Below are 13,315 nucleotides of genomic sequence, written 5' to 3' on the forward strand. Positions count from 1 at the left end.
TCCTTAGCTGCCGCGACGAGTCCTAACCCAGGCCTCACTCGTCGCGGGGTTTGTCATTGGCTGACCAGATTCGTTGCGAGTGGCCCATAAGGCCTTGAGAACAGCAGGAGCTTCACATGAAAAACAATCAGTCCGCATCATCGATGCCGGTTCACAAGTACCGTCCGTTTCACGAGATCATTTCTGTCGATCTGCCGGACCGTACGTGGCCTTCGAAGCGCATCACCGAGGCACCCCGCTGGTGTGCCGTTGACTTGCGCGATGGCAACCAAGCGCTCATCGACCCCATGAGCCCCGAACGCAAGCGGATCATGTTCGATCTGCTTGTGAAGATGGGCTACAAGGAGATCGAGGTTGGGTTCCCCTCGGCCAGCCAAACTGACTTTGACTTTGTTCGCTCGCTGATTGAAACGAACGCGATTCCGGATGACGTCACCATTCAGGTGCTGACGCAGGCTCGCGAAGAACTGATCGTGCGCACCTACGAATCGATCAAGGGTGCCAAGCAGGCAATCGTTCACCTCTACAACTCCACGAGCGTTCTGCAGCGCGATGTCGTGTTCCGCAAAGATAAGCAAGGCATCATCGATATTGCCCTCAACGGTGCTCGCATCTGTAAAGCTTCCGAGGCGATGGTCCCGGAGACCGACGTTTACTACGAGTACTCGCCGGAAAGCTACACCGGTACCGAGCTCGAGTTCGCGGTTGATATCTGCAACCAGGTGCTCGAAGTCTTCCAGCCCACGCCGGAGCGCAAGGTCATCCTGAACCTGCCCGCCACCGTCGAAATGGCTACCCCCAACGTGTATGCCGACTCGATCGAGTGGATGTCGCGCAACGTGAACCACCGTGAAAGCGTCATCATTTCGCTGCACCCGCACAATGACCGGGGAACCGGAATCGCGGCGGCGGAGCTGGGCTACATGGCCGGTGCCGACCGCATCGAAGGTTGCCTGTTCGGAAACGGTGAGCGCACCGGAAACGTCGACCTCGTTGCTCTGGGCCTCAACCTCTTCACGCAGGGCATCGACCCGCAGATCGATTTCAGCGACCTAGACGAGATCCGTCGCACGGCTGAGCACTGCAACCAGCTGAAGGTGCACGAGCGCAGCCCTTGGGCTGGTGACCTCGTCTACACCGCCTTCAGCGGATCGCACCAGGATGCGATCAAGAAGGGCTTCGAGTCCATGGCGGCTCAGGCCGAACGCGAAGGCAAGCACGTCAACGATCTGGTCTGGGCTGTTCCGTACCTGCCGATCGACCCCAAGGACGTTGGCCGCGGCTACGAAGCAGTCGTACGTGTGAACTCGCAGTCCGGCAAGGGCGGCGTCGCCTACCTGCTCAAGACCGACCACAGCCTCGACCTGCCTCGCAAGCTGCAGATCGAGTTCAGCGGTGTTGTTCAGTCGAAGACGGATGCCGAGGGTGGCGAAGTTTCGAGCGAGCAGATCTGGACGGCCTTCCAAGACGAATACCTGCCAGCATCCGCCGAGCACGCCGAACAAAAGTGGGGCCGCTACGAGCTGCTTTCTACTCGTACGACAAGCGCGAACGATGGCGAGGTTAGCCTCGAAGCGCGCCTGCGAGTAGACGACGCCGAACTGGAAGCCCAGCACGTCGGTAACGGCCCGATCGATGCATTCCTCGGCATGCTGTCCGCACAGGGTCAAGGCATCGGCGTCAAGCTCTATGACTACGTTGAGCACACCATGAGCGAGGGCAGCAATGCCCAGGCTGCCGCCTACGTCGAGCTCGACATCAACGGCCAGCGCCTGTGGGGCGTCGGCATCGATGGTGACATTTCGCGGGCATCCCTCAAGGCGATCGTGTCAGCGGTCAACCGCTGGGTACGCGCTTCGCAGAATGCTCCTGAATCTGAGCTGGTCGCTGGCTAGTTCTCGATTTCGCACATGCCCCGCAGCGAGAGCTGTGGGGCATGTGCTCGTTAACGGCGGTGACCGCGAGGGCGACGGAGCGGGCCGGGCGCGAGTTAGGGCCGGCGAAATTTGGGCAGGCGACTAATGGTTCGCTGCTCTGGCAAGGTCCAGTTAAAGAGGACGGCGAGCACTCGAACGCCCACCGTGATGGCGACACAAATTGATGCGGCCAGAAGAACGGGCACATCGAAGCTGCGCATGATGACGAGACTTGTGGCGCCGGACACAGCGGCGACGGCATAGAGCGACCCCACGTGCATGAGCGCGATCGGCATGGAGAGCAGCATGTCGCGCAGGATCGAGCCGCCGACGCCCGAAATGGCGCCGACGAAGATCGCTGGCACCTCGGGAAGCCCCATCGCGAGTGCTTTAGTCGTGCCGATTGCGCCGAAGAGCCCAATAGTCAGCGCGTCGAGAACCGTGATGACCGGGCCCATCCGGGCGATGAGCCGTTCCAGCAGCATCCCGAAGAGCGCTGCCCCCGTGGCCACGATGAGATACCAGTTGGTGGTGAGAACTGCAGGCACCTCAGAGAGCACGACATCGCGCACGATTCCGCCACCAAAGCCCGACGCTAGGCCGATAATGGCGACTCCGAGAAGGTCAAGGCGGCGATCACGAAACTGGGCCGCGAACATCGCCCCCTGCATGGCGCCGACGCCGACCGCTAACAGCCCCGCCCACAGCGGAATCTCGAAAGTCTCGTTCACGCACCATTCGTACCACGCGCGGGGCGGGCGGCGCGGTTGTGCTCCGGGCAAGCCCGCAATCGTGCCGCCTGCGCTGCCGCCCGTGTTGGTGCCCGCGCTGCCTGCTCCGGTGCCTGCTGTGCTGCCCCGCACTGCCGCCTGCGCGCCTACCCTTCGGAAATTCAGGAAAAGCGCCGTGATCTCGTTCGCGAAGTCTGTGCTGCTGCGGCTTGAGGCACTGGGGTCGCGCGAATCTCCTGAGTTCCAACGCGGCAGGCAGCCTGTACATTCGGCGTGCACAAGAACGGAAACGTTCAAGCTGGAGGTCTAGTCGTGAGGTGTTGTCGCTGAGGCTCTCGCGCCGAAAGTTTGGCGCGAAAGGTCAGCGTGAGGCCGCGGCGTGCTCCGCGTACTGAGCGAATGTATTGTGACCAGCACCGGGAAGCGTGCTGAGGTGGTCGCCGCGGGCGAAGGCCCGCCCGACCGCACCGGGCAAGGGCAGCGACCACACCGGGCGCCGGCGGCCATGGGCGAGATTCCACTGCTGGGCGAGCTCGCGAAATGGCAGTTGTTCGGGGCCGGCAAAGTCAGCAACACGCTGAGCTGAGCTCGCAGCCACGATCTCAACCAGTCGCTCAGCGACTTCCTCAACGGCGACAGGCTGCATTGTGAACGAGGGTACGACAGTCACCGGCGACCAGCGCTGTGCCCGAAACAGGTCGGCGAGGAAGCTGTGAAACTGAGTGGCGCGCAGAATCGAGTGCGGCACTCCCGAAGCAGCGATCAGCTGTTCGCTGAGGTTTTTGTCGCGGTAGTACGCGAAGGCGTGTTTATCGACACCGACGATCGACATGAAGATGAGGTGCTCGACGGGGTGCGCGGCGAGGGCTTCGAGGAGAATGCGCGTCTGTTGCGAATCCCGGGCATTCGCACCCGAGGCGAGATGCACGACCGTGGAGACTCCCACGAGGGCATCCGAGAGTCCGGCACCAGTGGAGAGATCGGCGACCACGCTGTTCGGGTCGTCGCTGGCGCGCCGGCTGAGTGAGCGCACGGGATAACCCGCAGCACGCAGTAGCTCTGCGGTCGGGCTGCCGAGGGTGCCGGTTGCGCCGGTAACGAGAATCATCAGATTGCCTCCCTGCGCCGACGGGCCGCGGGCATCGGGCGCCCGGGATTCCCGTTGTGCACATGTACTCTGCACAATCTACTGCGAGCGAGGCTGCGGGGCGTGACGCGGCAGCGCAGCGCGCTCAGCGAAAGAAGGCGCGTGCGGGTCGTCGCTCAGCAAACTCGCGACAAGCGGAGGATACTTGTCGGGTGCCTACCTATCGTGATGAAGCCGTCGTGCTGCGCACCCACAAGTTGGGTGAAGCCGACCGTATCGTGACGATGCTCTCGCGTGAGCATGGCAAGATCCGCGCGGTGGCCAAAGGGGTGCGTCGCACGGCCTCGAAGTTTGGGTCGCGACTGGAACCCTTCATGGTCGCTGACATCCAGTGTTATGTCGGTCGCAGTCTCGACATCATCCAGCAAGCGGAGTCGCTTGGTTCGTACGGCTCGAACATCACGGCCGATTACGCGAGCTACACCGCCGCGAGCGTGATGGTCGAAACGGCTGACAAAGTCACGGATGACGATGGCTCGTTGCAGCAATACCTTCTGCTGGTGGGTGCGTTGCGGTCTCTGTCGCGGCGCGAGCACAACCCGAGCCTGACCCTCGACTCCTACCTGTTGCGCAGCTTGTCGATTGCCGGTTGGGCTCCCAGCTTTGTGGATTGCGCGGTGACCGGTGCTCCTGGGCCGCACTCGGTTTTCGTGGCGCAGATGGGTGGTGTGGTGGCCGACGAGGTTGCGCCACCCGGTTCGCCCCGACTGAGCCCCGCGACTCTCGAACTTCTTGGTGCTTTGCTCGCCGGTCAGTGGGATGTCGCCGAGGCAGCTGACGAGCGGTCACGATCGCAAGCCAGCGGCGTTGTCGCCGCGTACACCCAGTTTCATTTGGAGCGCAGTCTTCGCTCCATTCAGCATGTGGATCGGAGCGCATGAGCCGCGTAGCAAAAACTCACAAAGATGCCGAGGAATTTCGTCCGCTGGACTGGACTGGCATCTATCCTCCCGCGATGCCCAAGGGGTCTGTTCCTGAGCACATTGCGCTCGTGATGGACGGTAATGGGCGCTGGGCGAACGCGCGCGGTCTCACGCGTGTAGAGGGCCACAAAGCGGGGGAGGCGAGCCTGCTGGATGTCGTGGCTGGCGCCATCCAAATCGGTGTGAAGCACATCAGCGTGTATGCATTCTCGACCGAAAACTGGAGCCGTTCGCCCGAAGAGGTTCGCTTTCTCATGGGCTTCAACCGCGATGTTCTGCACCGTCGCCGCGATCAACTCAACGAGTGGGGCGTGCGCGTGCGCTGGGCTGGGCGACGCCCGCGCCTGTGGACCTCGGTGATCAAAGAACTGCAGTTCGCCGAAAAGCTTACCGAGAACAACAGCACGCTGACCCTCACAATGTGCGTGAACTATGGCGGCCGTAACGAGATCGCGGATGCCGTGCGCTCCATTGCCGATGATGTTGCGGCGGGCAAGCTGAAGCCCTCCGCTGTCTCGGAGAAGCTCATCCAGAAGCGTCTCTATCAACCGCAATTGCCCGATGTCGACCTGTTTGTGCGGTCGTCGGGGGAGCAGCGGATGAGTAACTTCATGCCCTGGCAGAGTGCCTATGCCGAGATGGTCTTTCTCGACACTCTGTGGCCAGATTTCACCCGGGAAGACCTGTGGGAGGCGATTCGTATTTATGCGAGCCGCTCGCGCCGTTTCGGCGGCGCGGTGGATGCCCCCGCGCCATCTCCCGCCTAGCCTCGCCGCCCTTTTGGTCAGAGTGACTTTAAGGTGTATTCTGTGTTCAGGTCAGCATGACTCTTACTGAAGGGAGTGGCGATGGAACAGAGTGAACAAGCAATCTCGCTTGCGGTATCAACCGTGATTTTTGCCCTGCGTCCCATTCCCGAGTCGGGTCAGAGCGCGCTGTGGATTCCTCTCGTGCGACGCACCCGCGAGCCGTATGCCGGCCAGTGGGCGCTGCCCGGTGGTTGGGTCGGCAACGACGAAAGTCTTGCGGATGCCGCAGCTCGCAACTTGCTTGAGACCACTGCGCTCGAACCTGCCTACCTTGAGCAGCTCTACGCCTTTGGTGACGTGGAGCGGTCGATCGGTGGGCGTGCCGTGTCGGTGGTTTATTGGGCGCTCGTGCGTCAAGAAGAGGCCGATCGGGCGACCGAGGGCGAGAACGTGCGCTGGTTCCCTGCAGATGACCTGCCGGAACTTGCTTTCGATCACAACGTGATCATCGACTACGCCCTGTGGCGGCTGCGCACCAAGATGGAGTACTCGCGCATTGCTCGCGCCTTCTTGGGTGAAACGTTCACTCTCAGCGAGTTGCGCATCGTTCATGAGGCCGTGTTGCAAAAGCAACTCGATCCCGCCAATTTCCGTCGTCAGATCGAGAATTCAGGTTCACTGGTTCCCACTGACCACGTTGTCTCGGGAGGGCGTCACCGGCCTCCGAGGCTGTACCGCTATGACGAGGGCGTTGAGCTCGTCGACAACGGCCCGCTCGGCCACCTAAAGACAGGGAGCACTCGTGTCATCCATTGATTCGACTATTCAGCGCATCACCAAGACGGGCGACGGGGAAACCTGCGCTCCTGAGTTGGCCGATGGCCCCTGGACCTTTGACCTCGGTGTTCCGAGCTACGGCCCCGGTGCATCCATGGGCGATGTGATTCCCACCGGAGCACCTCGTCAGGGTCAGTTGCCGCTGGAGTACCAGCAGGCCTCCAACGAAGACCTCCACGCCCGCATCATCGCCGCCAAGGCCACGCTGGGTGACCGTGCGGTAGTGCTCGGGCACTTCTACCAGCGCGACGAGGTCGTGCAGCACGCTGACTTCCTCGGCGATTCCTTCCAGCTCGCCAATGCGGCGCAAACCGTGCCGAATGCCGAAGCGATCGTGTTCTGTGGCGTTCACTTCATGGCCGAGACGGCCGACATCCTGGCTCGCGAGAACCAAGCGGTGATTCTGCCGAACCTCGCGGCTGGCTGCTCGATGGCTGACATGGCCGACATCGATTCGGTCGAAGAGTGCTGGGAACAGCTCACCGAAATCTACGGAACCGAGCCGGATGCCGATGGCCGCGTGCCGATCATCCCCGTGACGTACATGAACTCCTCTGCTGCGCTCAAGGGCTTTTGCGGTCGTAACGGCGGCATCGTCTGCACGAGCTCGAACGCAACGACCGTTCTGGAGTGGGCGTACGAGCGCGGTCAGCGTGTGCTGTTCTTCCCCGACCAGCACCTCGGCCGCAACACGGCAAAGAAGATGGGTATTCCGACCGATCTCATGCCGATGTGGAACCCGAACAAGCCTCTTGGTGGCAACGACGCTGAGACCCTCAACGAAGCGAAGGTTGTGCTCTGGCACGGCTTCTGCAGCGTGCACAAGCGCTTCAACGTCGGCCAAATCGAGCAGGCTCGGGCCGAGCACCCCGGTGTTCGCGTGATCGTGCACCCCGAGTGCCCGATGCCGGTAGTGGATGCCGCTGACGAGGCGGGGTCGACCGACTACATCCAGAAGGCTGTTGCTGCGGCGACCGAACCGACAACGTTCGCGATCGGTACCGAGATCAACATGGTCAACCGCCTCGCTGCCGAGTACCCGCAGCACACGATTTTCTGCCTCGACCCGGTCGTGTGCCCGTGCTCAACGATGTACCGCATTCACCCCGGCTACCTCGCGTGGGTGCTCGAAGGCCTCGTTCGCGGTGAAGTACTCAACCAGATCACTGTTGCTGACGATGTGGCAGTACCGGCTCGCGTGGCCTTGGAGCGGATGCTCGCCGCGAAGCCGCCGGTAACGACGAAAGAGGCGTAACCATGGCACGGGTCATTGTTGTCGGCACAGGTATTGCCGGTCTCATCACCGCCTACCGCGCAAGTGCTCACCACGAAGTGGTTCTCGTGACCAAGTCGGAGCTCGCGGAGAGCAACACCAAGTACGCCCAGGGCGGCATCGCTGCTGTTCTGTTCCCCGACGACACCGTGGCCAGTCACGTCTCCGACACGATGATCGCGGGCGCGGGACTGTGCGAGCGGGATGCCGTTGAAGTGTTGTGCAGCGAGGGCCCCTTGCGCGTGCAAGAACTCATCTCTCTCGGGGTGGAGTTCGACCGCATTGCCAATGGTGAGCTCGCTCGGGGACACGAAGCGGCGCACTCCTCGCGGCGCGTCATCCACGCGGGCGGAGACGCCACCGGGCTTGCGATCGAGGTCGCCCTGTTGCGGGCGGTTCGAGCGTTGGCCGTCGAGACCTACGCGTACACGTTCATGCGCGATCTGGTGACGGAGGCGGATGCCGACGGCACGCCGCGCGTCACCGGTATCGACGTCATTGCCCCAGACGGCAACTCGCGCGTCATTGACGGCGACATTGTCGTTCTCGCGAGTGGTGGAGCTGGCCAGCTTTACAAGCACACGACGAACCCGTTCGTCACGACGGGTGACGGTGTTGCTGCCGCCTACCGCGCTGGTGCAGCTCTCGCCGATGTCGAATTCTTCCAGTTCCACCCGACATCGCTCGCGGTGCCCGGCAACCCGCTCGTCTCCGAGGCGGTTCGCGGCGAGGGCGCAACCCTGCTCGACGAGAATGGCAAGCGCTTCATGTTCGACGTGCACCCCGATGGCGAACTCGCCCCGCGCGATGTCGTCGCTCGCGGCATTGCTCGCGCCATGGAAAAGCAGGGCGGACGCCCCATCATGCTCGACGCGACGGCACTGGGTTCTGAGTTTCTCGCCAAGCGCTTCCCGGGAATCTCCGAAGTGTGCGAGGAACACGGCTTCGATTGGGGAACGCAGCCGATCCCGGTGACCCCCGCAGCGCACTACTGGATGGGCGGCATCCGCACCGACATCGACGGCCGCACGAGCGTGCGTGGTCTCTATGCGGTGGGGGAGGCATCCTGCACCGGCGTGCACGGCGCCAACCGCCTCGCTTCCAACTCCCTTCTCGAATCGCTCGTCTTCGCCTGGCGAGCCGCGGATGCTCTCAACCTGCCTCAGCGGGCGATCGAGGTTGACGCGCTTGAGCCCCAGTTCGAAATCACGGGCAAAGAGCCGTTTACGCGTGATCAGTTGCGCGAACTCATGTGGAGCCACGTCGGACTCGAGCGTGACGCGACTCGTCTCGAGGAAGCATCCGCGATCTTGGCTAGCTGGCACTCCGAGCCGAACACCGTCGAGGGCGCAGAGAACGCGAACCTGCTCGACCTTGCACGTCTCGTTGTTGTCGCTGCGCTCCGCCGCAAGGAATCACGCGGGGCCCACGAACGTACCGATTTCCCCGAGACACGCCCGGAGCTTGCGTTCTCCACGCGCTGGGCGGCCGTCAACGTAGCGGGCGACTTCATCCCGGCAGAAGACCAAGCAGAAACGATCAAGCGATGAATCAGCAGCTCGTTGACAACGTCATCCTGATGGCCCTCGCCGAAGACGCGCCCTGGGGGGACATCACGAGCGACGCTTTCGTGCCCGCAGACGCCACCGCCACCGCCGTGCTCAACGCGCGGGAGGCGGGGGTCGCCAGTGGCCTTGATGTCTTCGCTCGAACCTTCCAGCTGGTGGATGCTCACGCTGAGGTCACGCTGCAGGCCAGTGATGGCGACTCGTTCACCGCCGGCCAGCAACTCGCTTCGGTCTCCGGTAACGCCCGCGCCGTTTTGCGGGCGGAGCGCATCGCTCTCAACCTCAGCCAGCGGATGTCGGGAATCGCCACCCAGACGGCGGCCTACGTCGCGCAAGTGGCGGGCACGCACGCGCGGGTGGTCGATACACGCAAGACAACGCCGGGGCTGCGCGCTCTCGAACGTCACGCTGTGCGTTCAGGGGGTGGCCACAACCACCGCTTCAGTCTCTCGGATGCCGTGATGGCCAAAGACAACCACTTGGCGGTTCTCGCTGCGGCCGGTATCGAACTCGGCGAGGCCATTCGTCTCGCTCGTGCCCGGATCGGTCACACCACTCACCTTGAGGTCGAGGTAGATCGGCTCGACCAGGTCGAGACTGTCGTTTCTGCTGGCATCGACACCATCATGCTCGACAACTTCTCGCTCGATGACCTTCGTGCCGGCGTCGAGCTCGTGGCTGGCCGCGCCATCGTCGAGGCCAGCGGGGGCGTGAACCTCGACACCATTGCGGCGATTGCCGCAACCGGCGTTGACGTCATCTCGGTAGGGGCCCTCACGCACAGCGTTCGTTCGCTCGACCTCGGGCTCGACATTGCGGTGAGCGCAGCACACTAATGATCTTTCTCGACTCCGCCGCAACCACACCCGTGCGCCGTGAGGTGCTTGAAGCGATGTGGCCGCTGCTGACGGGAGACTTCGGTAACCCGTCCAGCCATCACGAGCTGGGGGAGTCCGCAAAGCGGGCCCTGGATGCCGCCCGCACGAGTGTTGCCGCCTCGCTGGGGTGCCGGGCATCCGATGTCGTCTTCACGTCGGGCGGCACGGAGTCAGACAACCTCGCGATCAAGGGCCTCGCGCTGGCCGAGCCACGCGGACGCCACATCGTCACGAGTGCGATCGAGCATGAGGCCGTGCTGGAGTCCGTTGACTATCTCGCGCGCATCCACGATTTCGAGGTCACGGTGCTGCCGGTGGACGCTCAAGGTCTCATCAACCTTGACCAGGCTCGGGATGCCCTGCGCCCCGACACCACGCTTTGCACGGTCATGTATGCCAACAACGAGATCGGTGCCGTGCAGCCCATCGCTGCACTAGCCGAACTCTGCCGAGCGCACGGGGTGCCCCTGCACACGGATGCCGTGCAAGCCGCCGGCTGGCTTTCCCTCGACGTTGCCGGGCTGGGAATCGATGCCCTCAGCCTGTCCGGACACAAGCTCGGAGCGCCCAAAGGTATCGGTGTGCTGATGGTCAAGGGGCGTCGCAGTCTCGAGCCCGTGTTGCACGGGGGAGGTCAAGAGCGCGGAAAGCGCTCCGGCACCGAGAACGTTGCCGGTGCCGTGGGGTTCGCGCACGCCCTCGCGCTCGCCGAGACAGACCGGGCTGAGCGTGCGGTCAGGATCGCGCAGCTACGGGATGACTTCGTCGCTGACGTGCTGGCCCGGGTTCCCGCTGCGATCTTTACGGGGCCAGCGTTGGCGGGCGCTCAGGCTGGCGCTGACTCTCACGCTCGCGCCGACGGGGACGCTTCCGCACGCACACCCACACCCACCCGTCTCCCGAACAACGCCTCATTCTGCTTCCCCGGCACCAGCGGAGAATCGCTTCTGCTCGAACTCGGTCGCGCTGGCGTCATCTGTTCAGCAGGTTCGGCGTGTGCCGTCGGCAGCGATGATGTCTCGCACGTGCTGACCGCGATCGGTATTGATGAAGCGATCGCCCAAACGGCGGTGCGGTTTAGCCTCAGTGGGGATACGACGGCGGAACAGCTCGCCACGGTCGCCGCCGAGATCGAGACGGCCTACCGCGCGGTGCGCTCACTCTCTCAGTAGCGCCTCGGTAGTACCGCATGCTCCAGTTTCGTAGTTACCCCTGCGCCGGGTAGTCCTTCAGACCCCAGACGTCTCCGCCCAGCGCGGTCAACGTAGCAATAGTCGTCGCCACGCTCGGGATGCGCGTCGCCCCCGGCTGAATCACGTACTGAATGGTGCGCTCACTCGAGGGCTGCGGGGCATGGATGCTCACGCCCTCCGGCAGCGTCAGCGACGACAGCGCCAGTTGGGGGAGAAGCGCCACCCCCAGCCCTCGGGAGACAAAGCTCAGAACCGCGAGAGCGTTATCCGTCTCCAACCCGATCTCTGGCGCGAAACCCTCGATATTGCACAGGGCCAGCAAGTGACCGCGACAGAGGGCGCAGCCCGCAATCCACGCGTCGTTGGCAAGATCGGCCAAGCTCACGCTGTCGGCCTTCGCTAGGGGATGAGTATCCGGCAGCACGAGCACTACAGGCTCCGTGAACAGCGGGACGGTCGTGTGGCTGCCATCACGCGACAAGTGCGGGTCGGCACGGTCCTCCGGGTAGGAGAACGTAATCGCCAGATCCGCAGAACCGTCCCGCAACAATTGCAGCGCCTGTGGAGGTTCAGCCTCGACATAATTCACCGTCAAATTCGGATGCTGCTGCCGCAACTGACGAATCAACCGCGGCACGAGCGTCGACGACGCCGTCGGGAAAGCCGCGATGCGGACAGTGCCGCTCGAGAGGCCGGCCAGTTCTGCGAGTTCGGCGCTCGCCGCATCCACTGCATTGAGCACGGTCACGGCATGGCTCGCGAGGGCGCGACCAGCTTCGGTGAGGCGCACCCCACGGCCGGAACGCACGACGAGCGCGAGCCCCAGTCGCGACTGGGCGCGAGTGAGGTGCTGGCTCAGGGCAGGTTGGCTGTAGCCGAGAACGCGGGCAGCTTCGCTGATCGTGCCGTGTTCAGAAATCGCACGAACGATGCGCAGCGAGAGAAGGTCTGGCGTGGTGTCCATGGAGTAAGCATAACTAAACGTGATCTTTGGTATCCCAATCATGCTCTTGTCGCATGTATCGCGGCGCGGGAACATGAGGGCATGACCTCCCCAGCTCTGGCCAGCGCCATCGACAGCTTCGCGAACACACGCGGGTACCTTTCCGCTGCCACCATGGGACTCCCGACCTGCGCCGCCGTCACCGAGATGAAGGAAAAGCTCGGGCAGTGGGCTACCGCCACCTGCAACCCCATGAACTACGGCGACATCGTCGAGCGCACGCGCGGCCACTACGCCCGTCTTGTCGGCGTAGATACCAGCCGCGTCGCCATCGGTTCGCAAACCTCGGTTATGGCCTCATTGATCGCGTGCTCGCTGCCGGCCGGTTCCGAAGTGCTCGTCGTCGAATCCGACTTCACGTCAATCGTGTTCCCGTTCCTGCAGCACCGCGACCTTCAGGTGCGCTCGGTGCCGCTGGCCGAACTCGCGGATGCCATCACCGACACCACCGCGCTCGTCGCTTTCTCGCTCATCCAATCGTGCAACGGCAAGGTCGCCGATGTGCCGGCGATCCTTGCCGCTGCTGACCGCCACGGAGCTCGTACGCTCTGCGACGTGACCCAGGCCGCCGGCGTTCACCCCGTGGACGCCAGCCAATTCGACGCGACCGTGTGCCACGCCTACAAGTGGCTGTGTTCGCCCCGCGGCGTCGCGTTTCTCACAATCTCCGAGGATTTCGCCGAGCACATCACGCCCGTGCAAGCGGGCTGGTATGCCGGAGATGATGTCTGGGGCAGTGTCTACGGCACCGAGATGAACCTCGCGAAAGACGCTCGCCAGTTCGACGTGTCACCAGCGTGGCAGGCCTGGGTGGGAGCCGAGCATCCGATCGCCATGTTTGCCGACCTGGATATCTCGGAGGTCTGGGAACACTGCACGGGGCTCGCCAACCTGCTCTGCGATGAGCTCGGAATCGAACGTCAGAATCAAGCCATCGTCACGTGGCCGGATGAAACTGGTGCTGACCTCGCCAAGCTGACGGCGGCAGGAATCACGGCCTCCGGTCGCGCCGGACGCCTTCGCGCCGCATTCCACCTCTGGAATACCGAAGAGGACGTCGCGGCGGTTATCGCTGCGCTGCGTGTCTAGCTAAACTG

General features: G+C 63.3%; 12 protein-coding genes. 9 read left to right on the top strand and 3 right to left on the bottom strand.

The window, feature by feature from the left end:
- The first annotated feature begins 116 nt into the window (after positions 1 to 116).
- Positions 117 to 1,895 carry a 2-isopropylmalate synthase gene (gene leuA / locus CLV85_RS06800; RefSeq protein ID WP_100388798.1) on the top strand — a complete coding sequence of 593 codons (1,779 nt, stop codon included), beginning with the start codon at positions 117 to 119 and terminating at the stop codon, positions 1,893 to 1,895.
- Between the two features lie 95 nt (positions 1,896 to 1,990).
- On the opposite strand, the gene CLV85_RS06805 is transcribed toward leuA, so the two are convergent.
- Positions 1,991 to 2,647, bottom strand: coding sequence for a trimeric intracellular cation channel family protein (locus CLV85_RS06805; RefSeq protein WP_100389291.1), 657 nt, complete (start codon positions 2,645 to 2,647; stop codon positions 1,991 to 1,993).
- 361 nt (positions 2,648 to 3,008) lie between these two features.
- Complete coding sequence (locus tag CLV85_RS06810) at positions 3,009 to 3,755, bottom strand: SDR family oxidoreductase (RefSeq protein WP_100388799.1); 747 nt, start codon at positions 3,753 to 3,755, stop codon at positions 3,009 to 3,011.
- A gap of 191 nt (positions 3,756 to 3,946) precedes the next feature.
- Between CLV85_RS06810 and recO the strand changes: the two genes are divergently transcribed.
- The 7 genes from recO (at position 3,947) to CLV85_RS06845 (ending at position 11,194) form a co-directional block, all read left to right on the top strand.
- Positions 3,947 to 4,675: a DNA repair protein RecO gene (gene recO / locus CLV85_RS06815; protein WP_100388800.1), complete on the top strand. Its 729-nt coding sequence runs from the start codon at positions 3,947 to 3,949 to the stop codon at positions 4,673 to 4,675.
- Positions 4,672 to 5,484, top strand: a complete 813-nt coding sequence (locus tag CLV85_RS06820; RefSeq protein WP_100388801.1) for an isoprenyl transferase — start codon at positions 4,672 to 4,674, stop codon at positions 5,482 to 5,484. Before recO ends, CLV85_RS06820 begins: the two co-directional genes overlap by 4 nt.
- A gap of 81 nt (positions 5,485 to 5,565) precedes the next feature.
- Complete coding sequence (locus tag CLV85_RS06825; RefSeq protein WP_100388802.1) at positions 5,566 to 6,282, top strand: NUDIX hydrolase; 717 nt, start codon at positions 5,566 to 5,568, stop codon at positions 6,280 to 6,282.
- Positions 6,269 to 7,558: a quinolinate synthase NadA gene (nadA, locus tag CLV85_RS06830; protein ID WP_100388803.1), complete on the top strand. Its 1,290-nt coding sequence runs from the start codon at positions 6,269 to 6,271 to the stop codon at positions 7,556 to 7,558. The genes CLV85_RS06825 and nadA overlap by 14 nt, the downstream gene beginning before the upstream one ends.
- A gap of 2 nt (positions 7,559 to 7,560) precedes the next feature.
- Complete coding sequence (gene nadB, locus CLV85_RS06835) at positions 7,561 to 9,126, top strand: L-aspartate oxidase (RefSeq protein ID WP_100388804.1); 1,566 nt, start codon at positions 7,561 to 7,563, stop codon at positions 9,124 to 9,126.
- Positions 9,123 to 9,980: a carboxylating nicotinate-nucleotide diphosphorylase gene (gene nadC, locus CLV85_RS06840; RefSeq protein ID WP_100388805.1), complete on the top strand. Its 858-nt coding sequence runs from the start codon at positions 9,123 to 9,125 to the stop codon at positions 9,978 to 9,980. Before nadB ends, nadC begins: the two co-directional genes overlap by 4 nt.
- Positions 9,980 to 11,194 (top strand): cysteine desulfurase family protein, encoded by a 1,215-nt coding sequence (locus tag CLV85_RS06845; RefSeq protein ID WP_100388806.1) that lies wholly within the window; start codon positions 9,980 to 9,982, stop codon positions 11,192 to 11,194. The genes nadC and CLV85_RS06845 overlap by 1 nt, the downstream gene beginning before the upstream one ends.
- A 34-nt stretch (positions 11,195 to 11,228) precedes the next feature.
- Here CLV85_RS06845 and CLV85_RS06850 read toward each other — a convergent pair whose 3' ends face one another.
- The gene (locus tag CLV85_RS06850) at positions 11,229 to 12,179 is read right to left on the bottom strand and encodes a LysR family transcriptional regulator (RefSeq protein WP_100388807.1); all 951 of its coding nucleotides are present in this window, start codon (positions 12,177 to 12,179) and stop codon (positions 11,229 to 11,231) included.
- A gap of 81 nt (positions 12,180 to 12,260) precedes the next feature.
- Between CLV85_RS06850 and CLV85_RS06855 the strand changes: the two genes are divergently transcribed.
- The gene (locus CLV85_RS06855; protein WP_100388808.1) at positions 12,261 to 13,307 is read left to right on the top strand and encodes an aminotransferase class V-fold PLP-dependent enzyme; all 1,047 of its coding nucleotides are present in this window, start codon (positions 12,261 to 12,263) and stop codon (positions 13,305 to 13,307) included.
- The last annotated feature ends 8 nt before the right edge of the window (positions 13,308 to 13,315 follow it).

The organism is Salinibacterium amurskyense (assembly GCF_002797685.1).
Taxonomy (GTDB): Bacteria; Actinomycetota; Actinomycetes; order Actinomycetales; family Microbacteriaceae; genus Rhodoglobus; species Rhodoglobus amurskyensis.